Annotated in this window: 22 protein-coding genes; 15 read left to right on the top strand and 7 right to left on the bottom strand. The window is 61.3% G+C overall.

Going from position 1 to position 24,548, the window contains the following annotated elements:
- Nucleotides 1-79: 79 nt before the first annotated feature.
- Nucleotides 80-1,858 carry an SLC13 family permease gene (locus DMZ65_RS02755; protein ID WP_116597338.1) on the bottom strand — a complete coding sequence of 593 codons (1,779 nt, stop codon included), beginning with the start codon at nt 1,856-1,858 and terminating at the stop codon, nt 80-82.
- A 130-nt stretch (nt 1,859-1,988) separates the two neighbouring features.
- Here DMZ65_RS02755 and DMZ65_RS02750 point away from each other — a divergent pair, with 130 nt between their 5' ends.
- The 3 genes from DMZ65_RS02750 to DMZ65_RS02740 all read left to right on the top strand — a co-directional run bounded on the left by DMZ65_RS02750 (nt 1,989) and on the right by DMZ65_RS02740 (nt 4,478).
- Nucleotides 1,989-2,729, top strand: coding sequence for a YebC/PmpR family DNA-binding transcriptional regulator (locus DMZ65_RS02750; protein WP_116597337.1), 741 nt, complete (start codon nt 1,989-1,991; stop codon nt 2,727-2,729).
- A 164-nt stretch (nt 2,730-2,893) separates the two neighbouring features.
- The gene (locus tag DMZ65_RS02745; protein WP_116597588.1) at nt 2,894-3,484 is read left to right on the top strand and encodes a LysE/ArgO family amino acid transporter; all 591 of its coding nucleotides are present in this window, start codon (nt 2,894-2,896) and stop codon (nt 3,482-3,484) included.
- A gap of 91 nt (nt 3,485-3,575) precedes the next feature.
- Nucleotides 3,576-4,478: a DMT family transporter gene (locus DMZ65_RS02740; protein WP_232824859.1), complete on the top strand. Its 903-nt coding sequence runs from the start codon at nt 3,576-3,578 to the stop codon at nt 4,476-4,478.
- A gap of 81 nt (nt 4,479-4,559) precedes the next feature.
- Here DMZ65_RS02740 and DMZ65_RS02735 read toward each other — a convergent pair whose 3' ends face one another.
- Complete coding sequence (locus DMZ65_RS02735; RefSeq protein ID WP_116597336.1) at nt 4,560-5,960, bottom strand: helix-turn-helix domain-containing protein; 1,401 nt, start codon at nt 5,958-5,960, stop codon at nt 4,560-4,562.
- A gap of 69 nt (nt 5,961-6,029) precedes the next feature.
- The gene (locus DMZ65_RS02730) at nt 6,030-7,253 is read right to left on the bottom strand and encodes a multidrug effflux MFS transporter (RefSeq protein WP_116597335.1); all 1,224 of its coding nucleotides are present in this window, start codon (nt 7,251-7,253) and stop codon (nt 6,030-6,032) included.
- A gap of 182 nt (nt 7,254-7,435) precedes the next feature.
- Between DMZ65_RS02730 and DMZ65_RS02725 the strand changes: the two genes are divergently transcribed.
- The 7 genes from DMZ65_RS02725 (at nt 7,436) to DMZ65_RS02695 (ending at nt 13,907) form a co-directional block, all read left to right on the top strand.
- The gene (locus DMZ65_RS02725; protein WP_116597334.1) at nt 7,436-8,968 is read left to right on the top strand and encodes an acyl-CoA carboxylase subunit beta; all 1,533 of its coding nucleotides are present in this window, start codon (nt 7,436-7,438) and stop codon (nt 8,966-8,968) included.
- 164 nt (nt 8,969-9,132) lie between these two features.
- On the top strand, nt 9,133-9,396 hold the full coding sequence (locus DMZ65_RS02720) for a DUF7218 family protein (protein WP_116597333.1): 264 nt from the start codon (nt 9,133-9,135) through the stop codon (nt 9,394-9,396).
- A gap of 606 nt (nt 9,397-10,002) precedes the next feature.
- Complete coding sequence (locus DMZ65_RS02710; protein ID WP_157960543.1) at nt 10,003-10,383, top strand: DUF6497 family protein; 381 nt, start codon at nt 10,003-10,005, stop codon at nt 10,381-10,383.
- Nucleotides 10,384-10,597: 214 nt separating this feature from the next.
- Nucleotides 10,598-10,738, top strand: a complete 141-nt coding sequence (locus tag DMZ65_RS19630) for a hypothetical protein (RefSeq protein WP_198662606.1) — start codon at nt 10,598-10,600, stop codon at nt 10,736-10,738.
- Nucleotides 10,739-10,816: 78 nt separating this feature from the next.
- Nucleotides 10,817-11,176 (top strand): hypothetical protein, encoded by a 360-nt coding sequence (locus DMZ65_RS02705; protein WP_116597330.1) that lies wholly within the window; start codon nt 10,817-10,819, stop codon nt 11,174-11,176.
- 328 nt (nt 11,177-11,504) lie between these two features.
- Nucleotides 11,505-11,714, top strand: coding sequence for a hypothetical protein (locus DMZ65_RS02700; RefSeq protein WP_116597329.1), 210 nt, complete (start codon nt 11,505-11,507; stop codon nt 11,712-11,714).
- 192 nt (nt 11,715-11,906) lie between these two features.
- Nucleotides 11,907-13,907: an acetyl-CoA carboxylase biotin carboxylase subunit gene (locus DMZ65_RS02695; RefSeq protein WP_116597328.1), complete on the top strand. Its 2,001-nt coding sequence runs from the start codon at nt 11,907-11,909 to the stop codon at nt 13,905-13,907.
- Between the two features lie 218 nt (nt 13,908-14,125).
- Here DMZ65_RS02695 and DMZ65_RS02690 read toward each other — a convergent pair whose 3' ends face one another.
- Nucleotides 14,126-14,620: a DUF4174 domain-containing protein gene (locus DMZ65_RS02690; protein ID WP_116597327.1), complete on the bottom strand. Its 495-nt coding sequence runs from the start codon at nt 14,618-14,620 to the stop codon at nt 14,126-14,128.
- A gap of 148 nt (nt 14,621-14,768) precedes the next feature.
- Here DMZ65_RS02690 and scpA point away from each other — a divergent pair, with 148 nt between their 5' ends.
- From scpA to DMZ65_RS02665, 5 genes are all read left to right on the top strand, one after another.
- Entirely contained in the window at nt 14,769-16,907 is a 2,139-nt protein-coding gene (gene scpA, locus DMZ65_RS02685; RefSeq protein ID WP_116597326.1) for a methylmalonyl-CoA mutase, read from the top strand.
- Between the two features lie 109 nt (nt 16,908-17,016).
- Nucleotides 17,017-17,619 (top strand): VOC family protein, encoded by a 603-nt coding sequence (locus DMZ65_RS02680; RefSeq protein ID WP_116597587.1) that lies wholly within the window; start codon nt 17,017-17,019, stop codon nt 17,617-17,619.
- Between the two features lie 265 nt (nt 17,620-17,884).
- A complete protein-coding gene (locus tag DMZ65_RS02675; RefSeq protein WP_116597586.1) occupies nt 17,885-18,571 on the top strand; it encodes a molecular chaperone DjiA in 687 nt (228 codons plus the stop codon).
- On the top strand, nt 18,572-19,594 hold the full coding sequence (locus tag DMZ65_RS02670; protein ID WP_116597325.1) for an endonuclease/exonuclease/phosphatase family protein: 1,023 nt from the start codon (nt 18,572-18,574) through the stop codon (nt 19,592-19,594).
- A 39-nt stretch (nt 19,595-19,633) separates the two neighbouring features.
- On the top strand, nt 19,634-20,011 hold the full coding sequence (locus tag DMZ65_RS02665) for a hypothetical protein (RefSeq protein ID WP_116597324.1): 378 nt from the start codon (nt 19,634-19,636) through the stop codon (nt 20,009-20,011).
- A gap of 33 nt (nt 20,012-20,044) precedes the next feature.
- On the opposite strand, the gene DMZ65_RS02660 is transcribed toward DMZ65_RS02665, so the two are convergent.
- Genes DMZ65_RS02660 through DMZ65_RS02650 form a run of 3 tightly spaced genes read right to left on the bottom strand, consistent with a single transcriptional unit; the run spans nt 20,045 to nt 24,547 of the window.
- Nucleotides 20,045-21,595, bottom strand: coding sequence for a Ppx/GppA family phosphatase (locus tag DMZ65_RS02660; RefSeq protein WP_116597323.1), 1,551 nt, complete (start codon nt 21,593-21,595; stop codon nt 20,045-20,047).
- Between the two features lie 51 nt (nt 21,596-21,646).
- Complete coding sequence (locus DMZ65_RS02655; RefSeq protein WP_116597322.1) at nt 21,647-23,821, bottom strand: RNA degradosome polyphosphate kinase; 2,175 nt, start codon at nt 23,819-23,821, stop codon at nt 21,647-21,649.
- 42 nt (nt 23,822-23,863) lie between these two features.
- On the bottom strand, nt 23,864-24,547 hold the full coding sequence (locus tag DMZ65_RS02650) for a P-loop NTPase family protein (protein WP_116597321.1): 684 nt from the start codon (nt 24,545-24,547) through the stop codon (nt 23,864-23,866).
- Nucleotide 24,548 lies beyond the last annotated feature (1 nt).

Below are 24,548 nucleotides of genomic sequence, written 5' to 3'. Positions count from 1 at the left end.
GGGGGCAGCGCCCCATCTGCGTGTACGCAAGAATGAACCCTGTATGCGCGGCACGCGCATTCCGTCAAGTCAAACCCGGTCAGGGCGTGAACGGCCAGACAATCATCAGCACCGGCAGTGTGACCGCGACGATAAGGATCTCCAGCGGCAAGCCCATGCGCCAGTAATCGCCAAAGCGGTATCCGCCGGGGCCAAGGATCAACGTGTTGTTCTTATGCCCGATCGGCGTCAGGAACGCGGCCGAGGCAGCCACCGCCACCGCCATCAGAAACGGATCGGGAGATACTTCAAGGGTCCGTGCCATCTCGATTCCGACGGGGGCCGCGACAATGGTGGTCGCGGTGTTGTTGAGAACATCCGACAGGGTCATCGTCACCACCATCAACACGCCAAGGATCATCCAGGGTGCCCAGCCTTCGGTCAGCCCGACCAGGCCGTGTGCGATCAACTGGGTGCCACCCGCGTCCTCCAGCGCCGCGCCGAGTGGGATCATGCTGCCCAAAAGGACCACAACCGGCCATTCGATATGATCGTAAATCTCTGCCAATGGCAGAATACGCCCCAGAACATAGCCGATCACCACCAGCCCCAGTGCGACAGGAAGGTAGACCAGCCCGAACGACGCCGCCGCCACGGCGGAACCGAACAGCCCGATGGCGATCCACGTCTTGCGATCCTGCGTCACCGCAAGCCTGCGGTTGGCAAGCGGCAGGCAGCCGAGGAATTTCACCACATCGTCGGCAGTTTCGCGCGGCGCAAGCAACAGAAGAATGTCTCCGGGCCGGATCTCGGTTTTGCGGACCTGACGGCTGAGGCGTCGGCCCTGCCGCGAAATTCCCATCAGCACCGTGCGCTGCCGCCAGGCCAGCCCAAGGCTTTGCATGGTGCGCCCGACAGGCGGAGAGTTTTCCGGGACCACGACTTCGATCAAGCGCAGCCCGTCCCCCTCGACCTCCAGCAGTTCTTCGCGACGCGTGTCAGAGAAATCGAGCTTCAGGGCAGAGCGGAATTCGTCGAGCGCCTCGGGGGTTGCCTCCAGTACCAGCGCGTCCTGCGCCCGCAATGGCGTGTTGCCTTGCCGCCCGTAACGGCGTTCGCCGTCGCGGATCAGGCCAAGCATGGCGACATCGGAGGCTTCCGCTTCGGGGCGCAACTCGTTCAGGCGTTTGCCAATGAGGGGGCTGTCGCCCGGCACGGTCAGTTCGGCGACATATTGCTGAAGGTCGGCGGCGCGGGCGCCGGTGGCACCCCGGTCCGGGACAAGGCGCCAGCCAACAAGCGCCACAAAAAGCAGCCCCGCGATCGCGGCGGCGGCACCGACCGGCGCGAAATCGAACATTCTGAAAGGCGCGCCCAGCGTCTGTTCGCGGATCGTTGCGATGATGATATTGGGGGGCGTTCCGATCAAGGTGACCATGCCGCCGAGGATCGTGGCAAAGCTGAGCGCCATCAGGGTCTTGCCCGGCGCGCGCCCCGCCTTGTGGGCTGTCTGCATGTCCACCGGCATCAGTAGGGCCAGCGCGGCCACGTTGTTCATGAAGGCCGACAAAATACCGCCCACCGTCCCCATGATCGCAATATGGGACGCGACATTGCGGGTGCTGTCGATCATCGTCCGGGTGATGAGATAGACCGCGCCGGAACGCACCAGCCCGGCCGAGACGATCAGCACAAGCGCCACGATCAGCGTGGCGGGATGCCCAAATCCGGAAAACGCCTTTTCAGACGGCACAAGCCCCAGAACCACGGCCAGCATCAGACCCGCGAAGGCGACCATGTCATAGCGAAATTTTCCCCATAGCAGCAGGCCGAAGATCGTGCCGAAGAGCGCGAAGAGCAGGATTTGATCCGTTGTCATCCGGCATACATAGAACGCGGCCGGGGCGCTGACCAGAGAGCGCCGCAACGGGCGGTCTTGCCCAACGCCCCGCGGCTGTCATATAGAAAGCCCGATAAACCCCAAACGCGCAGATTCAGATAGGAACCACATGGCCGGCCATTCCAAATGGGCAAATATTCAGCATCGCAAGGGACGTCAGGACGCTGCACGGTCCAAACTTTTCTCCAAACTATCCAAAGAGATTACCGTGGCCGCCAAGATGGGCGATCCCGATCCCGAGAAGAACCCGCGCCTGCGGCTGGCGGTCAAGGAAGCCAAGTCGCAATCCGTGCCCAAGGATGTGATTGATCGCGCGATCAAGAAATCCCAGGCGGGCGACAGCGAGGATTACGAAGAAATCCGCTATGAAGGCTATGGCCCCAACGGGGTTGCAGTGATTGTCGAGGCGATGACCGACAATCGCAACCGGACCGCGTCCACCGTGCGGTCGACCTTTACCAAGAATGGCGGCAATCTGGGCGAGACCGGCTCTGTCGGGTTCATGTTCGAGCGCAAGGGCGAAGTCACTTATGCGGTGGAGGCCGGAGATGCCGACACGGTGATGATGGCCGCGATCGAGGCCGGGGCCGAGGATGCAGAATCATCCGAGGATGGCCATGTGATCTGGTGCGCCGATACCGATTTGAACGATGTCGCGAACGCGCTGGAGACGGAACTGGGCGAGTCGGAATCGACCAAGCTGGTCTGGCGACCGACAACGACGACCGAGCTGGATCTGGACGCCATGCAGAAGCTGATGAAGCTGGTGGACGCGCTGGAAGATGATGACGATGTGCAGCGCGTGACGACGAATTTCGAAGCCTCCGACGAGGTCATGGCGCAGCTGTGACCTGTGCGAGGGGACCGGGGCTTGACCTGATTGGGTGCCCGTTCCGGGCACGCAGGTTGGTTGGCGTCGCCTCCGGCGCCGCGCTGGCGCTTGTGGTGATCGGTCCGCGTCTTTCAGGTGTTGCGGGCCTGTTGACCTGACAGAGAAGGCGCAAGCGGAACATGATGCAGTCGGCGGTCGCTGGATTCTCGCTGGGACTTTCCTTGATACTGGCGATTGGCGCACAGAATGCCTTTGTTCTGCGCCAGGGGCTGCGGCGACAGCATGTGTTTGCCATCGCGCTGACCTGTGCAGTGTCCGACGCCGTGCTGATCGTGGCGGGCGTGGCCGGGTTCGGTGCCCTGATCGAAACCATGCCCGCGCTTGGGGCTGCGATGCGGTGGGGCGGGGCGGCGTTTCTGTTTTTCTACGGCGCGCGCGCTTTTTGGGCAGCGTGGCGGGGTGGCGAAGTGCTGGAGGCCGGGCAGGGCACCGGATCTTTGCGCGCGGCCCTTTTGACATGCCTGGCGCTGACCTGGCTGAACCCGCATGTCTACCTCGATACGGTGGTCCTGTTGGGATCTGTGTCCGCGCAATACGCGGCCTGGCCGTTTGGCACTGGTGCGGTGGTGGCGTCCTTCGCCTTTTTCTTTGCTCTGGGCTATGGTGCACGCTTGTTGGCACCGGTATTTGCCCGGCCGATGGCGTGGCGGGTGCTGGATGCGTTGGTCGGCGCGATCATGTGGGCCATAGCCGCGACCTTGGTATCGGGCTGACGCGGCGGGGCTGCAAATGGTCCCGCAGAATTTTGCAGGACGCGGTTGTTTCGCCTTGAACACGCCCGCATGGCGGGGTCTGTTGCGCGCCATGACACAGGCTGATCAGAATATCTACAAAGGTGCGTTCCTGATGCTTCTGGCAGGGCTGTGCTTTGTTGCGGTGACCGCGCTGGTCAAGCTGTTGGATGGCCGCGTGCCGGCCTCTGAGGCGGCGTTTCTGCGCTATATCATGGGGGTGGTGCTGTTTCTGCCGATGCTGCGCGGCGTTCTGAGAACGCAGTTGACGGGGCGACAATGGCGGCTGATCGGGATGCGCGGCATCGTGCATGCGGTCGGAGTCAGCCTTTGGTTCTATGCGATGACCCGCATCCCGTTGGCAGAGGTCACGTCGCTGGGTTATCTTACGCCCGCCTTTGTGACCGTTGGCGCGGTCTTCGTGCTGGGCGAACGGTTGGCGGTGCGGCGCGTTCTGGCGGTTGTCTGTGCATTGCTGGGCGCGCTGGTGATCGTGCGTCCGGGGTTCCGGGCGTTGGAGCCCGGTCATCTGGCGATGCTTGCCACATCCGTGTTTTTTGCGATCAGCTATCTGACAGCGAAGATCCTTGCCGACGAGGTGCCTGCAACGCTGATCGTGGCAACGCTGTCGGTTTCGGTGACGATCGGGCTGGTGCCGCTGGCCTGGCCAGTCTGGGTGACGCCGGATGGCTATGCGCTGCTGGTGCTGTTCGGGGTCGCCTGCGCGGCCACGCTGGGGCATTTCCTGATGACACTGGCCTTTCGCGAGGCACCGATCACCGTGACCCAGCCTGTGACCTATCTTCAGCTTGTCTGGGCGGTGGCCTTGGGCGCGCTGGTCTTTGCGGAGCCTGTCGATCTGTGGGTGATTTTCGGCGGGTCGATCATTCTGGCGGCGGTCAGCTTTATCACATGGCGCGAAGCGGTCCTGAAACGGCGCCCGTTGACCCCGGTGTCGACAGCGACCAAGCTTTGACCTTTCCGTAGTATCGGCAGCGGCGTTTCTGACCACATGCCAGACGACACGCGCTCGTCGGCGGGGCAGTTTTTCCGCCGCTCAGTTCACCTCATATGGCAGGGTGTCGCGGTGATGCGGGCTGATGGTCAACCGCCGTTCCAGCGGGGGAACAGAGCGTTGATGGCACTTCGTGCGCTCGCAGATCCGGCAGGAAATGCCGATCGGCTCAAACGCTTTGTCCTGTGACAGATCCTGCCCGTCGGCATAGACCAGCTGTGCGGCATGGGCGACCTCGCATCCAAGGGCGATGGCGTAGCGCCGCACCGGCGCGCCGTAATGCCCGCCGGGTTTCGACACATCCCGCGCCAGCGAGACGTAGCGCACGCCGTCCGGCGTTTCGGCCAATTGCCGCAAGAACCGGCCCGGCGTCTCGAACGCCCGGTGGACGTTCCACAACGGACAGGCACCACCAAACCGCGCGAATTGCAGGCGCGTGGCCGAATGCCGTTTGGTGATCGTGCCGGCCTGATCCACCCGCACAAAAAAGAACGGGATGCCGCGCGCCTGTGGGCGTTGCAGCGTGGACAGCCGGTGCGCCACTTGCTCCAGCGAGGCACCGAACCGGGTCGCCAGCAGTTCCAGATCGTGGCGCACCTCCTGCGCTTCGGTCAGAAAGGCGGTGTAGGGCATCAGCGCGGCACCCGCGAAATAGTTGGCCAGACCGATCTTGGCGATTGATCTGGCCTCGTCTGACTGGAACCGGGCAAGGTCAAGCGTTGCCTCCAGCAACTGATCCTGATGCAGAAGTGCGACCTGAAGCAGCATCTGAAAGGTCTGCGTGGCCGGTGCTGCCAAGGCCGACAGCGTCAGCCTGCGCGTGTCCGGATCGAAATGGCGCAACGGGCCAACGCGGGCATAACGCACCGTGACGCCGTTGCGCTCCAGCTGGATCTGGGTGCCGGTCCGCATGTCGCCATGTTCCAGCGCAAGGCTTGCGAATTTCTCGGCCGCGCGGTCCACGGCGTCGATGTAATTGTCGCAATAGTGGAAAAAGTCGCGCACCTCTTCCCAGGGCGACGGGCGAAGCTGCGCGCCCTCGCGGCCCAACGCCTCGTCAAGGCTGGCCAGCCGTTCGTGGGTTTGGCGATAGGCGCGGTGCAGTTCCAGGAATGCACGGGCCAGCGCCGGGGCATTCGATGCTGTCAGCCGCAAATCGGCCAGCGGCGGTGTGGCATCGCTGAACACCGGATCGGCCAGCGCTTCGCGCATATCAGAGACCAGCCGTTCGGAATCGCCCTGCGCCAATTCGGTGACGTCAAAGCCGAATTGTTGCACCAGTGCCAGAACCACGGTGGTGGAAACCGGGCGGTTGTTGTTCTCCATCTGGTTGAGGTAGGGCAGGGACACGCCCAGCTTGGCGGCGAAATCCTTTTGCGTCAGCCCCATACGGGTGCGCAGCTCGCGCAGTTTTGCGCCGGCATACAATTTCTGCGTCGCCATCTTGTTGCCCTTTGCGGATTAGCAATAAGCGGATGCTAGCTTTGCAAAGTCGGCGCTGCAAGTCTGCCTCTATAATGGCTGGGCAAAGACCTTCCGCTCACGCCGGATCACCATCAGGATCGAGCATACCGCAAGCACGGAGGTCGCGAACTGGATCAGCAGAAGCGGCCACGGCCCCCATTCCGGCACAAGCAAAGCACCGGCCAAGGCCGACAACGCTGCGCCCATGCCGATCTGAAAAGATCCGCCAAGACCGGACGCGGTGCCAGCCAGATGTGGGCGCACCGACAGCAGGCCCGCCGTGGCGTTGGGAAGGCTCAGACCGTTGCCGATGCCGACAAAGGACATCGACCCGAAGAACACGAACGCGTTGCCCAGGCCCAGTGCGAAAAGGATCAGCGCCAGTCCAATTCCAAAGGTCACGCAAAGACATCCCCACAAGATCAGCTTGTTGATGCCAAACCGGGTGGCAAACCGCGCGGTGAAGAAATTGCCGGCGAAATAGCCCAGGGCGGGAAAGCCGAAAAACAAGCCAAGCTCTGACGGCGAAAGCCCGAAAACGACCGATCCGACAAATGGCGCGCCGCCGACATAGGCAAAGAACGATCCCGAAGAAAACCCAGCCGCCATCGCATAGCCCCAGAAGCGCGGCGATCGTGTAAGCTCGGGGTATTCGCCGAATTGCTGGCGCAGTGTCAGCCCGCTGCTCTGCGCGGTCTCGCCCAGATCGCGCCATGCCAGAACAAACAGCGCAAGGCCAAACCCCAGCAGCAGCCAGAAATTTGCCTGCCATCCCATGAGTTCGTCCAACAGTCCGCCGATCATCGGGCCGATCATCGGCACGACCGACATGCCCATCGTGACATAGCCGATCATCGAGGCGGCCCGGTCCTGTGGGTACATGTCGCGAACCACGGCCCGGCTGAGAACCATGGCGGTTGCGATCACCGCCTGCATCATCCGAAAACCGAGAAACACCCAGATATTGGTCGCGATCAGACAGCCAAGCGTGGCCAGGCAGAACAATCCGATCCCGAACAGGATGACCTTGCGCCGCCCGAACGTGTCCGAGATCGGGCCGATGACCAGTTGAAGCCCCGCGTTCACTGCCAGATACACCGCGACTGAAAGCTGCATCAGCCCGTATTCAGTGTCGAAATACTCGGTCATCTTCGGCAGCGACGGCAGAAAGATGTTCATCGCAAGCGCCGCCATGCCCGAAAGCAGGATCAATGTAGAGATGTGGGGCGGGGTTGCGCGGTCCAGATAGCGGACCTGTGTCATAGAATTCATTTCTCATGGGGTACGCCGTGGATCGAGCCTTGTCCATTCTGAATCTGCACAGATCTGTTTAGTTTTGCTTATTTGCAGTTAGCCTTCTTGTCGGTTTTCAAGATTTGCAAATTTGCGGAATAAGGCTTGCTGCGTTTGCAACATGCTGTACTTTCCCGTCAAATGACACATGGGAGCGCCCGATGAAAGATATCCTGCAAGAGCTGGAAGACCGCCGTGCCGATGCCCGCCTGGGGGGTGGGGCAAGACGCATCGAGGCGCAGCATGCCAAGGGCAAGCTGACCGCACGCGAACGGATCGAGCTTTTGCTGGACGAGGACTCGTTTGAAGAGTTCGATATGTTCGTCGCACATCGCTGCACCGATTTCGGGATGGAAAAGCAGCGCCCATATGGCGACGGGGTCGTGACGGGCTGGGGCACGGTAAACGGACGTCAGGTCTATCTGTTCAGTCAGGATTTCACGGTGTTTGGCGGATCCCTGTCGGAAACCCACGCGCAGAAGATCTGCAAGATCATGGATATGGCGATGCAGAACGGCGCGCCGGTCATTGGCATCAACGATTCCGGCGGCGCGCGTATTCAGGAAGGCGTTGCCTCTCTTGCCGGCTATGCCGAAGTGTTTCAGCGCAATATCATGGCCAGCGGTGTGGTGCCGCAGATCTCTGTCATCATGGGCCCGTGCGCCGGTGGGGCCGTCTACAGCCCTGCCATGACCGACTTCATCTTCATGGTGAAGGACAGCTCTTACATGTTCGTGACAGGGCCGGATGTGGTCAAGACCGTCACGAACGAGGTCGTCACCGCGGAAGAACTGGGCGGTGCGTCCACCCATACGAAAAAATCCTCCGTTGCTGATGGCGCGTTTGAAAACGATGTCGAGGCGATGGCCGAAGTGCGCCGCCTGATTGATCTGCTGCCGCTGAACAACCGCGAGAAGCCGCCCGTCCGTCCGTTCTTTGACGAGCCGGGCCGGATGGAGCCGTCGCTCGACACGTTGATCCCGGAAAACGCCAACAGTCCCTACGACATGAAGGAATTGATCCTGAAGGTCGCGGACGAGGGTGATTTTTACGAGATTCAGGAAAATTTCGCCAAGAACATCATCACCGGCTTCATCCGTCTGGAAGGTCAGACCGTCGGCGTGGTCGCGAACCAGCCGATGGTCCTTGCCGGTTGTCTGGACATCGACTCCAGCCGCAAGGCCGCGCGGTTCGTCCGGTTCTGCGATGCATTCGAAATACCGATCCTGACCTTCGTCGATGTGCCGGGCTTTCTTCCGGGCACGGGTCAGGAATATGGCGGCGTCATCAAGCACGGGGCCAAGCTGCTGTTTGCCTATGGCGAGGCGACGGTGCCAAAGGTCACGGTCATCACCCGCAAGGCCTATGGGGGCGCGTATGACGTGATGGCGTCCAAGCATCTGCGGGGCGATTTCAACTATGCCTGGCCCACGGCCGAGATTGCGGTGATGGGGGCCAAGGGCGCGACAGAGATCATTCACCGTGCCGATCTTGGCGATGCGGAAAAGATTGCCAGCCATACCGCCGATTACGAGGATCGTTTTGCCAATCCCTTTGTCGCGGCAGAGCGTGGGTTCATCGACGAGGTCATCCAGCCCCGTTCCACCCGTCGCAGGGTCAGTCGTGCCTTTGCATCCTTGCGCGGCAAGAAACTGACCAATCCGTGGAAAAAGCACGACAACATTCCGCTTTGATCGGACCTGCCGCGGCGTTGTGCGCCGTGGCCGTCGTGCATCCTCTCGCCGCACTTACTGCAATTCCAAGGGTCTTTTCATGTCTCAGCGATCCCAGTCTGTTTGCACCGGATCTTCGGGAACTTTCCCGGCACTATCCGTGTTGGTGGGCAAAGGAGCGCGCCATGACCCGCAACCACGGACCATCCATCAAGGACGACGAGACCTATCAGGCGCTGCGCGACGACGGCGCGTCGAAGGAAAAAGCGGCGCGGATCGCCAATGCGCAGGCCAACGAGAACATGCATCCCTCGAAAAAGGGCGGCGAGGCCGAGCCCTACGAGGACTGGACCCGAGACGCGCTTTACGAACGCGCGCAGGAACTGGATGTCTCGGGCAGGTCTGGAATGACCAAAGCCGATCTGATCGAGGCCCTTCGCAATACCTGAGGCAACAGGTTGCCGCATACGATTTTGACCTTTCGCGCGATGGGGTCGGACCTGCCGCGAAGGGGAAGCAGAGATGAGCAACGGTTGGCATATCTTGCGCGACGACGGTCGGTATGTCCTTGCTCGCAGACTGCCTGCGCGCTTCGATATAGAAGCCTCCAGCGCGTTTCCGCCCCTTGATCCCGCGCGGCTTGCGCGTCAGGTCCGTCAGGATGTCTGGCGGGCGCTAAAAAGCTTGCGTGGCTTCACGCCCGTGGTAGAAATAACCAGCAATCAAACGGGGATGATCGTGCGTGCCGGCGGCCAGATGGCCAATGGCGCGGCAATTCCTCCTACCGCACACCGGGATCTTGCGGAGCTTCTGTCCGACCCCTCGCATCGGGCGCGGTGGTCCAGATGGGCCGGAAAGAGAAGTCGGGGGCGCGCATGAACATCATGTCCGCCTTACGCAGCCGGCAAGCAGCCGCGGGTACGCCGCGCGGCAAGATGGCCCCGACGAGAGGAGCTTCGAAAGAAGGTCGGGGCTGTCTGCTAATCCCCGTACACAGTGAGAAAGTCAGATACTTGTCGGGTCGTCTGGCTCGTTTTTCCATGTTGGCATTGTTGATGTCTGTCGCCCCGGTTCAGGCGGCAAGCGGCGATCCTGTCGATCTGATTTTGCCGTCCGGCCAGTCCGTGATTTTTCACGAAGCACTGCGGGAAGATCGGCAGGAAGGGGCGGGGCATGTTTACAGGTTCCGTTTCGTGGCCCATCAGATCGCAGCAGGGCCAGACGCGCTAAGCTTTGATGACGTGGCACAGGACATGCAGGTGCTTTGTCAGGCGTTCGCGCTTCCAAATCTTGACAGGCTGGATGCCGCGCCGGACCGCATCATTGTCAGCTTGTCGGATCAGCCGGTTGATTTCGGCGTTATGGTGCCTGATCACATACAATATTTCGAAGCCTATATCATCGAAGACGGTCGCTGCACCTGGGAGATATATTGATGTACAAACAGAATGTTGTGCGGCTAAACGCATGTGGGTTGGGTGTTGTTGCCTTTGCAACGCATGCCGCTGGCGCGTCACCGGCCATGTATCTTTTTGTCGCGCAGTTTGATATTCTCGGGAACGGATGCAGCTTTGCAGCCGTTATAGACAAACGAGGGCGTGTAGGATCGAAGGATTCTGCCGCATTCATTGAAACTGGCAGGAGAATCAGATGTCCAAGAGCATCAAACTCGTCGCAATGTTTGGCTTCGTCGCCGCAGTCTCGGCCTGCGCACCAGCGCAGGAAGAATATGTCGTCGTCGAGCCGGAACCCATCACGACAGAGCCGACCTACACCGGCAAATACAAGTAATCGCTTGGCGAAGCGGGCCGGTCGGCCCGCTTCGAACCCGCCCAAATACCGCGCCTCTGCAATGTCGGAGGGTTGGGCATGCTGAAGCATCGCGGTTTTCCCGGACGTCTTCCCGGATCTGATTTTCAATTTACCGTTCGTCGCGCCAACCCCAAAGGGGCGTCACCGCTGGTGCGGCGCGAACGCTATGCCGACCGCCGTGCGCCGGACCGCCGCGCCGACGAGGCGTTTCTGGCGGCGTTGTGGGAACATTTCGGCACAGAGCCGTTCGAACGGGGCAACCTGGACGCGGGACGTTTGGGGTGGCTTTTGGGCCGCGAGGTCAAACCAGTGGGGGACGACTTCAATCCCACCGACTATGAAGCGCTTTTGGTCATCGACGAAGCCGTGGCCCGCGCCTCCTTTCCGCAAGCATTTGATGAAGGCGAGTGGGCATGAATCCGCTCATCTTAAGGTGGAATAGGCGGCTTTGCGCTGACCTGAGCGGTTTTGGAAAAACCAACTTGGCGACGAAGGTTATTCGGCGCAGTGTTCTCGTATTGCGAGAGGGTGGCATTTCGATGCAACCCGATCACCGTTACCCTTCCCCTATCGGGCGGCGAGGTCTTCCCCAAGGCCTGCCGCCCGTTTTTTGTTTGGATGATGCAGAGTTTAAACCTTTGCGTTGGCAAGGTTTTGCCGATGCGGGGTCATTCTCGGCTTTGTGTTGGAACAAGCTGGCGCGCTCCTGTGTTATCCCCCGGAACAAATGTGAAGGAATCAGGACATGTTCGGGAACACAATCAAATGGGTCGTTTTGGGGGCCGGTCTCGTCGGGCTTTCGGCCTGTGGCGACACGCTGGGTGAGCAGGCGATTATCGGTGGTGGCGCAGGGGCTGCGGGTGCTGTCGTCACGGATGGCGATCCGCTTACCGGCGCGGCTGTGGGTGCTGCGGCGAACGTTGCCTATTGCCGGACCTATCCGAACCGCTGCTGATCGCTATGCTGCCCAGGCGGCGTGCATCGGAACACCCGCTACACAGGATGTTGCGAAGGCGCGGCTGACAGCGCAGCGCGTGACAGAGAGAAATAATTCCAAGGCCGTTCGTGCATTCAATTGCACGGGCGGCCTTTTTCATGCCGATACCGCAGGTTTGTCCTGTGGCACACTAGATTGAAGGGACCGGAGATGTTCAAGAAGATCCTGATCGCCAACCGCGGCGAGATTGCCTGCCGAGTCATTAAGACTGCCCGCAAGATGGGCATCAAGACGGTGGCGATCTATTCGGATGCGGATCGCAACGCGCTGCACGTCAAGATGGCGGATGAGGCGGTTCATATCGGGCCTGCTCCGGCCAACCAATCCTATATCGTGATTGAGAAAGTCATGGATGCGATCCGCCAGACCGGTGCCGAGGCCGTGCATCCCGGCTATGGCTTCCTGTCAGAAAACCCGAAATTCGCCGAGGCGCTGAAGGCTGAAGGTGTGGCCTTTATCGGGCCGCCGGTGGGCGCAATCGAGGCAATGGGCGACAAGATCACCTCGAAAAAGCTGGCGCAAGAAGCAGGCGTTTCGACCGTGCCCGGTTATATGGGCTTGATCGAGGATGCCGAGGATGCGGTGAAAATCTCCAATCAGGTCGGCTATCCGGTGATGATCAAGGCCAGTGCGGGTGGTGGCGGCAAGGGCATGCGGATCGCCTGGAACGACGCGGAGGCGCGCGAGGGGTTTCAGTCGTCCAAGAACGAGGCCGCCAACAGCTTTGGCGATGACCGGATCTTCATCGAGAAATTCGTCACGCAACCGCGCCATATTGAAATTCAGGTGCTGGCGGACACGCATGGCAATGCGGTTTACCTGCATGAACGCGAATGCTCGATCCAGCGCCGCAATCAGAAAGTTGTCGAAGAGGCACCCAGCCCGTTTCTGGACGAGGCCACCCGCAAGGCAATGGGCGATCAGGCCGTGGCGCTTGCGCAGGCGGTGGACTATGCCAGCGCGGGCACGGTGGAATTCATTGTCGATGGCGAGCGGAATTTCTACTTTCTCGAAATGAACACCCGCTTGCAGGTGGAACACCCGGTCACGGAATTGATCACCGGCGTCGATCTGGTGGAGCAGATGATCCGCGTCGCGGCGGGCGAAAAACTGTCTTTTGTGCAGGATGACCTCAAGATCAACGGCTGGGCGATCGAGAACCGGCTATATGCCGAGGATCCGTATCGCGGTTTCCTGCCCTCGATCGGGCGACTGACCCGCTATCGTCCGCCGGAAGAACATGCCGATGCCTACTCTGCCGTGCGCAATGATACGGGCGTGTTCGAGGGTGGCGAAATCTCGATGTATTACGACCCGATGATTGCCAAGCTGTGCACATGGGCACCCACGCGCGAACAGGCCATCGAAGAGATGCGCGTCGCGCTGGACAGCTTTGAGGTCGAGGGGATCGGCCACAATCTGCCCTTCCTGTCGGCGGTGATGGACCATCCGAAATTCACCAGCGGCGACATGACCACCGCCTTCATCGAAGAGGAATATCCCGAAGGGTTTGAAGGCGTGACGCTGCCCGAGGCCGATTTGCAGCGTATCGCGGCGGCCGCGGCCGCAATGAACCGGGTGGCCGAGATCCGGCGCGCGCGGGTCTCGGGCAGGCTGGACAACCACGAACGCCATGTCGGCGAAAAGTGGAATGTCGCCTTGCAGGACGTTCATTACGATGTTGTCGTCTCTGCCGATCCCAAGGGTGCCACCGTGACGTTCGACGATGGGGCATCGCTGCGGGTTTCGGGCAAGTGGACACCGGGTGATGCGCTGGCCCGCATGTCGGTGGATGATACGCCGCTGGTGCTGAAGGTCGGCAAGATCTCGGGCGGGTTCCGCATCCGCAGCCGGGGGGCCGATCTGAAAGTTCATGTCCGGACACCACGCCAGGCCGAACTTGCGCGGTTGATGCCGGTGAAGCTGCCGCCGGACACGTCCAAGCTGCTGCTTTGCCCGATGCCGGGCCTGATCGTGAAGGTCGATGTCGAGGTCGGGCAGGAAGTGCAGGAAGGCCAGTCGCTTTGCACTGTCGAAGCGATGAAGATGGAGAACATCCTGCGCGCCGAGAAGAAGGCTATCGTCACCAAGATCAACACCGCCGCTGGCGAGAATCTTGCCGTTGATGACATCATCATGGAGTTTGAATAAACCGCCATGTTCAGGCCGGGCCAGATAGTCACGTCACCGCAGGCATCTGGGGCGTTGACAAGCGTCAGTGCCGATGCGGCGTGTGATGGCCTGACATCTTGGCCGACGCCTGTCTTGTCGCGTGTGTTTCGGTGCCCATCAACATCTGAAAACGTCGATCGGCACCGTCAGGCAACGGCGCTACAGGCCGCAAGACCCATATGTCTGCCGACGATAGGTCACGGCCGGGCCGGGTGCCGGTCGCGGATTTCCTGCTGGCGCATCGGAAATTTGTCGATCGAGCGGGTGATTTCCCGCACGCTCCATGGCAGCGGCTTGCGCAGCTTCACGTCGCCATCCTTGCCGAGAATTGCGAGCATGAAACCGCGCGGCCGCAGCTTTTGTCGCGCGGGGCTGGCACTGGACGCATCGGTGTCGGTCAGCACCACGACATCACGCAGCGCCAGATCGTCGATCCGGTCGTTGATGAATTGCATTTGCTGGACATATCGGGGGTCGGCCGGGCTGTCGGCAAAGACGATGATGGGCCGCTTGATCCACAGATACTCTGCCAGATCGACGCCTTCGGCACTGCGCACCAGCGGCAATTCTTCGGTTTCGGGCGGGTTCAGCAACAGCTCATGCGCCACCTCTTCCGCGGCGGCGGTGATGGCGGGGCTGATCGCCAGAGCGGTCGCGAAAATCGCGGAAAAGAGCTGTCGGGAAAGGGTCATGCATACTCCTGTAACTAAGGAATATAGGACCTTGCGCCACCATTGCGAAGGCCGCAACCCATGGAAGCCGCGAAAAACTTTCCGCCCATCGCTTCGCCAGAGATCCACATAGCGGATCCCGGCAGACATATTGCAAGAGGACAAGCCCATGACATCCAAGAAAGAGCAATGGCGTTCGGTCGCTGAGAAAGAGCTGCGCGGCCGTCCGCTGGACGATCTGACGTGGAAGACGCTGGAAGGCATCGACGTGGCCCCGGTCTATTCCGCCGAGGATGTCGAAGGCCTGCCGCATCTGGGCACGATGCCCGGCGAGCAGCCTTTTACGCGCGGCGTGAAGGCCACGATGTATGCGGGCCGCCCCTGGACGATCCGGCAATATGCCGGGTTCTCGACGGCGGAAGAATCCAACCGTTTCTACCGCAAGGCGCTGGCGGCGGGGCAACAGGGGGTGTCGGTCGCGTTCGATCTGGCCACCCATCGCGGCTATGACAGCGATCATCCGCGCGTCGTGGGCGATGTCGGCAAGGCTGGCGTGGCCATCGACTCGGTCGAGGATATGAAGATCCTGTTCGACGGCATTCCGCTGGATCAAGTTTCCGTGTCCATGACGATGAACGGCGCAGTGATCCCGATTCTGGCGAATTTCATCGTCACCGGCGAAGAGCAGGGCCATGACCGCGCGCTGCTGTCCGGCACGATCCAGAATGACATCCTCAAGGAATTCATGGTGCGCAACACCTATGTGTATCCGCCCGAACCCTCGATGCGGATCATTGCGGATATCATCGAATACACCAGCGCCGAGATGCCGAAATTCAACTCCATCTCGATCTCTGGCTACCACATGCAAGAGGCCGGCGCGAACCTTGTGCAGGAACTGGCCTACACGCTGGCCGACGGGCGCGAATATGTGAAAGCGGCGATTGAGCGCGGCATGGATGTGGACAAGTTCGCCGGGCGGCTGTCGTTCTTCTTCGCCATCGGCATGAATTTCTTCATGGAGGCGGCAAAGCTGCGTGCGGCGCGTCTGTTGTGGCACCGGATCATGACCGAACTGGGCGCGCAAAACCCACGGTCCAAGATGCTGCGGACTCATTGCCAGACCAGTGGCGTCAGCCTTCAGGAACAAGACCCCTATAACAACGTCATCCGCACCGCCTATGAGGCGATGAGCGCCGTTCTGGGCGGCACGCAAAGCCTGCACACCAATGCGCTGGACGAGGCGATTGCCCTGCCAACGGAATTCAGTGCCCGGATTGCCCGCAACACGCAGTTGATCCTGCAAGAGGAAACGCAGGTGACACGCGTCGTCGATCCGCTGGCCGGGTCTTATTATGTCGAGAAGCTGACCCATGATCTTGCCGAAAAGGCATGGGAGCTGATCGAAGAGGTCGAAGAAATGGGTGGCATGACCAAGGCCGTGGCATCGGGCATGCCGAAGCTGCGGATCGAGGAAAGTGCAGCCGTCCGTCAGGCAATGATCGACCGGGGTGACGAGGTGGTTGTCGGCGTCAACAAATACCGCAAGGACACGGAAGATCCGATCGACATTCTGGACGTGGACAACGTCAAGGTGCGCGAAAATCAGGTGGCGGCGCTGGAAAAGATGCGCGCCACGCGGGACGAGGCCGCCTGCACGGCGGCGCTGGACGAATTGGAACGCCGCGCCAGCGAGGGCGGCAATCTTCTGGAAGGTGCGGTCGAAGCGGCGCGCGCCCGTGCAACTGTCGGAGAGATCAGCATGGCGATGGAAAAGGTTTTCGGTCGGCACCGTGCCGAAGTAAAGACGCTGGCGGGCGTGTATGGCGCTGCCTACGAGGGCGACGAAGGCTTTGCCGAGATTCAGAAATCGGTCGAGAAATTTGCCGAGGATGAAGGGCGCCGCCCGCGTATGCTGGTGGTCAAGATGGGCCAGGACGGCCATGACCGCGGTGCCAAGGTCATTGCCACGGCCTTTGCCGATATCGGGTTCGACGTCGATGTTGGCCCGCTGTTCCAGACCCCGGAGGAGGCCGCGCAGGATGCTGTCGACAATGACGTGCATGTGATCGGCATCTCCAGTCAGGCAGCCGGGCACAAGACGCTTGCACCGCAACTGGTGCAGGCGCTGAAGGATGCGGGCGCGGGCGACATTCTGGTGATTTGCGGCGGCGTCATTCCGCAGCAGGATTACAAGTTCCTGAAGGATGCAGGCGTCAAGGCGATTTTCGGCCCCGGCACGAACATACCGGCGGCCGCACAGGACATTCTGCGACTGATCCGGGCGGCGCGGGGCATGACAGAGTGACATGGTTCGGATCGCTGATGCGATCCGACCGGCGCGCGCCCTTCGGTCGCGCGCATCTGTGGTGACAGCCCGTGCATCACGAACGCAGATCGCAGGGGGATAGGATATGCTGAGTTTGGATCATCTGGCGGTGAGCGGCACGACGCTTGCGCATGCGGCGGCACATCTGGAAGTCTCATTGGGCGTGCCCAGCCTTTCCGGAGGTCGGCATGAGGCGTTTGGCACCCATAACCGGCTGCTGGGCTTGGCGGACGGTCTGTATCTCGAAGCGATCTCGATTGATCCGGATGCCGCCGCGCCGGGACGCCCAAGGTGGTTTGGATTGGACATGTTCGATGGCCCGGCACGGCTGACCAACTGGATCTGCCGGGTGCCGGATCTGGACGCGGCCCTTGCCCGCTGGCCAGAAGCGGGCGATGTGGTCAATCTGGCGCGGGGTGAGCTGCGTTGGCGGATGGCCGTGCCCAAAGACGGCCAACTGCCCTTTGCCGGGGTGTTCCCGGCACTGCTTGAATGGCAGGTGCCGGTGCCGCCGGGCGACACGCTGCCCGGCAGCGGTTGCACGCTTGAACGTCTGGTTGTGTCGCATCCGGAGGCGGATGCGCTTGCCGAAAGGCTTGATTTGAACGACCCTCGTATCGCGTTTGAACGCGGCACGGCCGGGCTGCTTGCAGAGTTTCAAACGCCGGGTGGGATCAGAACCCTCGCATGATCGTGCTGCACCCTGCGACGCGGTTTTGGGGCAGCTCGGGCGCTGAAAATCGGCACCCGCCAAGATGCTGTGCAGTCGTCTTGGGCGGAGGGCTGCTGCGCCAAAGCCAATGCCACCGGCTTTCATGCAGCGTGGGTGTCGTGCATGACGTCGGCTTGCCGGAGGCCGGGTTAATGCTCTGACGGTGGACGGATTTTCCGCCGATACAGAAGATTCTCTGAATGTCGCACTGACAAGCTGCGCTGCAGCGTATAGCATTTCGAATATGTCGATCTGGACCCGCATCTCTCAGGCTATTCAGGCGCTTGCCAAGGGCGAGGGTCTGTCTGCCGTTTTCGAACACCTGCGCACGCCGCCGCAACGGTCGGTCGCCTTCACCATCGCCGTGATCGCCCTGTCTGCAAAGATGGCCAAGGCCGACGGGCAAGTGACCCGCGCCGAGGTCCGGGCCTTCCGGGAGGTCTTTCACATCGCTTCGGGTGATGAGGAAGGGGCGGCGCGGGTGTTCAATCTGGCGCGGCAGGATGTGGCGGGGTTCGAGGAATATGCCAGCCGGATTGCGCGGATGTTCCGCGAGGACCGCACCATGCTGTTCCACCTGATGGAGGGCCTGTTCTATATTGCCGTGGCGGATGGGCGCTACCATCCCAAAGAGGATGATTTTCTGACGCGGGTGGCCGAGATTTTCAGGATGCCGCAGCCCGAGTTCCGCAGCGTGCGGGCCCGCTTTGTGCCCGATGCCGAACCCGATCCCTATAGTGTGCTGGGCGTGACTCCCGAAATGGACCTGACCCAGATCCGCAAGGTCTGGCGCAAGCAGGTACGCGAAAGCCACCCCGACAAGATGATCGCGCGGGGCCTGCCGGCCGAGGCCGTGCGCCTGTCGGAACGGCGACTGGTCGATATCAATCGCGCCTGGGAAGAAATCTCGACCCAGCGGCAAGAGGCCTGAATGCGCATCGCCACCTATAACGTCGAATGGTTCAATGCGCTGTTTGACGACGACGGACAGTTGCTTGTGGATGACCACTGGTCCGCGCGCCATGACGTGACCCGCGCGCAGCAGGCCGAAGCGTTGGGGATTGTTTTCACCGCGCTGGATGCCGACGCGATCATGGTGATCGAGGCCCCGGACAGCCATGCCCGCCGTGACGGAACAAAGGCGCTGGAGCGTTTTGCAAAGGTTTTCGGGCTGCGGGCGCGGCGGGCCATTATCGGGTTCGCCAATGAGACGCAGCAGGAAATCGCGCTGCTTTACGATCCCGACAAGCTGGAGGCGCGCCATGATCCGATGGGCCAGCCCGCCGCCGGATCTGTGGGCGGTGAGGTGCCGCGCTTTGACGGCCATTTCCGCATTGATCTGGATATTGACGCGACCCAGGACAGGGTCGCGTTTTCCAAACCGCCATTGGAGATTGCGGCCAGAACAGCCTCGGGCAAGGTGCTGCGGCTGATCGGGGCACATCTGAAATCAAAGGCACCGCATGGGGCGAAGGGGCGGGACGCGATCATGCGGGTGTCGATTGCCAATCGTCGCAAGCAATTGGCGCAGGCAATCTGGCTGCACCGCCGGATCAAGGCGCATCTGACCGCTGGTGAAAGTCTGATCCTTCTGGGCGACCTGAACGACGGTCCGGGGCTTGATGAATATGAAAACCTGTTCGGGCGATCATCGGTCGAGATCTTGCTGGGGGCTGACGCGCCGCATCTATACGATCCGCATGCCAAACAGGCGCTGGCGCGGCGGATCGGGTCGCAGCCAACGACCTCGCGGTTTTTTCTGGCGCATGAGGGGCGTTATCTTCAGGCGCTGCTGGATTATATCATGATCTCAGAAGATCTGCGCGCGGCCAGCCCCAAATGGCGCATCTGGCATCCGTTCGACGATCTGGGATGCTACAAGACGCCAGAGCTGCGCGAAGCATTGCTGACAGCATCCGACCATTTCCCGGTGTCGCTGGATATCGAGATCTAGACCCTTACCTTTGCGCCGAATGCGCCTATATTCGTGGGTATGAAACTGATCCCGCTTGCCCTGATCCTGTCGGTTTGCATGACGCCTGCTGTTGCCACGGCGCAAGAGACCGCACCCGAAACCGAAGAAGCCCCGAGTTTGATGGAGCGGGGGGCCCGTCTGTTCATGCGTGGCCTCATGGAGGAAATGGGTCCGACCCTGAAAGAACTGGAGGGTCTGGCGCAGGACGTATCGCCCGCGATGAAGAACTTCGCGCGCAACATGGGCCCGGCGTTGCGCGACCTGATGACCGAGATAGAGGATTGGTCGGTCTATGACGCGCCCGAGATCCTGCCGAATGGGGACATTCTGATCCGCAGAAAGCCGGATGCCGCCCCGATGGACCGTCCGCTGAAAGACGGCGAGATTGAGCTTTAGGCCAGAGGGCTTGGCAGGTTTGGGACGCGTGGATCAGGCTTCGGCTTTGACCACTTTCGGATCCACGCCAAGCGACGAGGCAAGCGACTTGAACCGTGCCTCGGCAACCTCGCCAAACAGCAACCGCGCCGTGCCTGACAGGCGCAGCGTCAGAATGCCCGCATCCGTATCGAGTTCCATCTCAGCACCGGTGGCGGAAAAGTCCGACATCCACAACATCGACCCGAAGCGCATGGCCTTGCCCAGCACTTCGGCTTCCTGCCGCTGTTCGGGTTCGATCAGGTCGTAAAGATCCTCGAACCGGGTGCCTTCGCGCTTGTTGCGGTAGCGATGCAGCAGCGCGAGGCCCAGAAAGATCCGTTCGGCATGTTTCAGCCCACCCAGATTGGCGCGGGTGGCGTTGTCAAAGCAGGTTTCGGCGCGATAATCGGGATGCGCGCGCCAACTGACATCGTTCAGCAGGCATGCGGCCTTGACGATGCGAATCTGTGCCTCGTTCGCGGTGGGAAAAAGCGGCGCGACGAAGGCAAACAGACGGCGGCCGAAACCGGGCAGGCGGGCATCCTTGGCTTCGGCGAAATAGCATGCCTCGATCAACGGGTCACGGTCGCGCAGGCGCTGCGGCATTTGTTCGTAAAGCAACCCTTCGCGGATCCCGTAGCTGGAAATGGCAATATCCTTGGGGTCAATGATGCCGATCAATTCGCCCAGCACCTCGGCCGCATAGGGTACCAGCGACATCCGGGCGCTGGAGATCGAACAGCGGCTGCGCAGCTTGTCCAGGTCGGATTTCGCAATATAGGTCAGGGTTTCCGCGATGGACTGGGCGTCCATGCGGTATTCGTGCAGTACATGCAGAGGATAGCCCAAACGGTCCATGTCGATCCGCGCGATGGCACGCCAGGATCCGCCGACAAGGAACAGCCGGTCATGCTGCGGCCCCATCACCTTGGCCGCCGCCTTGATCGTCTTGCGAATATAGTCCTTGCGTTCCTCGGCACCGCCCGGAATGTCACGCAGTTTCAGCGGCCCCAGCGGCGAGGTGGTCCGGCGTCCGACATGGCCACGGGCGATCTCGGCCAGTTCCATCGACGATCCACCAATGTCGCAGACAAGGCCGTAAGAGCCGGGCCAGCCCAGCAGAACCCCTTGCGCAGACAGGCGCGCCTCTTCCTCGCCGTCGATGACGTGGATCTTGAGGCCGGTCTCGGCCTCGACCTCGGCGCAGAAATCCGCGCCATCCGCAGCCTCGCGCACGGCTGCGGTTGCCACGGCGCTGATCGGTGCCATGCCCAGCCCGTTCGCCAGCGTTTGAAACCGGATGATCGCCGCCAGCGCGCGTTTGCGGCCTTCGGGGTTCAGACGCCCGGTTTCGGACATGCCTGCACCAAGCGCGCACATCAGCTTTTCGTTGTAGAAATACGCGGGACTGCGGGCTGCGCCGTCAAACACCACCAGACGGACAGAGTTTGACCCGATATCCAAAACCCCGACACGCGACAGATCGCGCGATTCCGGATCGTCGAACAATGGCCGGGCGAACGGCCCTCCGGCTTGCAATGCGGTGGCGGCCAGTTTCGTCATGCGAACCTCGTAAGTGATGCAGGGATTGGTGCGACAGCATGGGATGCAGCGTCAATCATCGGCATGGGTAAGTTGCGGAACGTCCGACGCCCCGGCAGAGCCTCGCCCGGAGAGCGAGGGGTTTTCCATGAAAAATCGGTGGCAGTTGAAGGCGAACGTGCCTGCCTCTACGGGATCGCGGTTGAATTTGCCATCCGGTCCCATCACCCAGCTTTGTGCGACATCGGCAAGGTTGGCCGCCATGATCTGACTGACGATCTGTGCCTTGACGGTGGGGTTGTTGATTTCCACAAGCGTCTCGACCCGCCGGTTGAGGTTGCGCCCCATCCAGTCGGCCGATGACATGAACACACGCGCCTTTTTCGACGGCAGGCCCCGCCCGTTGCCAAAGCAGACAATGCGCGAATGCTCCAGAAACCGCCCGACGATGGATTTCACGCGGATATTTTCTGACAGGCCTTTGACGCCGGGGCGCAGCCCGCAGATGCCGCGCACCACAAGCGTGATCTTCACGCCGCGCTGACTGGCCGAATAAAGCGCGTCGATCACCTCGGGTTCGACCAGCGAATTGACCTTGGCCCAGATGTCGGCGGGGCGTCCGGCCTCGGCATGGGCGGCCTCTGCCTCGATCTGCTCCAGCAGAAAGCTTTTCAACTGATGGGGCGAGATATGCAGGTTTTCCAGCGCCTCCGGATAAGCATAGCCCGATAGGTAATTGAACACCCTGGTCGCATCGCGTCCCAGTGCCGCGTCGCAGGTGAAGAAGCTGAGATCCGTGTAGATCTTGGCCGTGATCGGGTGGTAATTGCCGGTGCCGTAATGCGTATAGGTCACCAGCCTGTTGTTTTCGCGCCGCACCACGGTCGAGATCTTGGCATGGGTCTTCCAGTCGAGGAATCCGTAGACCACATGCGCGCCCGCGCGTTCCAGCCGCCTTGCCTGACGGATGTTCGCGGCCTCGTCGAACCGCGCTTTCAGCTCGATCAATGCGGTGACGGATTTGCCGTCTTCGGCGGCCTCGCACAGCGCGTCGACGATGGGCGAGTTGCGCGACGTCCGGTACAGTGTCTGCTTGATCGCCAGCACATCCGGGTCACGCGCGGCCTGCGCCAGAAAGCGCACCACCATGTCGAAGGTTTCATAGGGATGATGCAGCAGCATGTCCTTCTGGCGGATCGCCGCGAACATGTCGCCGTCATGGTCCTGTACACGTTCGGGCACGCGGGGATTGAAGCTCGGCCATTGCAGGTCCTGGCGTGCATCCAGCACCAGTTCCTTGAGATCGGCAAGCCCGATCATGCCGTCAAGCTCTATCAACTCTCCGTCGGTGACGTGCAATTCACGCATGACCACCGATTTCAGGGCTGTCGCGGCACCTGCGCTGATTGTCAGGCGCACCACCTGTCCGCGACGCCGCCGTTTCAGCGCCACCTCGAATTCGCGGACCAGGTCTTCGGCTTCTTCCTCGACTTCCAGATCGCTGTCGCGCAACACCCGAAAGCCGAAATGCGCTTTTGTGCGATAGCCCGGAAACAACTGATAGACATACAGCAGCAAGAGGTCTTCGAGCAGCAGGAACCGATGACGGCCGGCATCCGCAGGCAGGGTGATGAACCGGTCAACCTGATGGGGAACCGGCAGCAGCGCCTGAAGGGGACGCTTGTCGCGGGTGCGTTCCAATTGCAGCGCCAGACAATAGCCGGTGTTGGCGATGAACGGGAATGGATGTGCAGGGTCGATGGCCAGCGGCGACAGGATCGGAAACACTTGCGTCAGGAACACCTCTTCGAGATGTTCCATGTCCTGCGCGTCCAGGTCCTCGGGACTCGTCACAACAATGCCTTCGGCTTCCAACTCGACATGCAGGGTCTTGAGCACTTCTTGCTGACGCGCCATCAGCTTGCGGGCGTCCTCGTCGATCAGGATAAGCTGCTGGGCCGGAGTCAGACCGTCAGACGCCGGCGTGGTATTGCCGGTCTGCGCCAGCTCTCGCAGGCCCGCGACGCGCACGGTGTAGAACTCATCCAGATTGGCGGCAGAGATCGACAGAAACCTTAGCCGTTCCAGAAGCGGCGTGCGCAGGTTTTCCGCCTCCTCCAGGACGCGCCAGTTGAACCCCAGCCAGCTGAGTTCCCGATTGAAGTAGCGCCCTGGACCGGTCAGATCCAAATCCGGAAGCTCTTGCGGTGGCGGGAAGGGGCACTTCAGGAAATCAGCATGGGTCATTTATTCGCAATCTCTCTGGGGTTCGTTGAGCTGATCTGGGGTTTAGTCACCTAACGTATCAAGTTGTTGAAGGACTTTGATCGCGAGCGGGCGGTTGATGCCTTTCGGCTGGGCAAGGGCGGCTTCGTCCAGCGCATCGACAATCTGTCCCGCCATGGCGAAGGACCGGTGCATGTGGCGCACAAGGTATGTCACCGCATCGGGCGCAGGCACGATCTGACGATCTGCAAACATCTTCAGCAACACAGCCCCCAGCAGCAAATCATCGGGTTCGGAAAGCGACACCATCGGTGTGCCGTTCATCCGGCTGGCAAGATCCGGCAGCGCCAGACCCCAGTTCGAGGGCGGACGGTCAGCGGTCAGAAGCAGGGTTTGCCCCTCGGCCAGCGCAAGGTTGTGCAGATGCAGCAAAGCCCGTTCGGCGCGATCATCGCCCGCGACGGCCGGCACATCCTCGATGCAAAGCGGCCCGCTGACGAGGTGGGGCACATCCTCGACGGTCAGGCTTGCGGCGTCCACGATCCGCGCGCCGCTGTCAGAGGCCCAGACATGCGCCAGATGGGTCTTGCCAGAGCCTTCAGGCCCCGCCAGCACCAGCTTGCGTCCCGGCCAGTCGCGCCAGCACTCGATCTGCGAGACGGCGACGGAATTGGCCTCTGCGACGTAGAAATCCCCGCGCCCCAGCGCCTGACGAACCGGCAGAGTGATCCTGAGTTGCTGCGACATG

This window comes from Primorskyibacter marinus (assembly GCF_003313245.1).
Lineage (GTDB): Bacteria > Pseudomonadota > Alphaproteobacteria > Rhodobacterales > Rhodobacteraceae > Primorskyibacter > Primorskyibacter marinus.
Note: the sequence above shows the minus strand (reverse complement) of the source record. Positions and strands in the feature narration are given on the sequence as shown.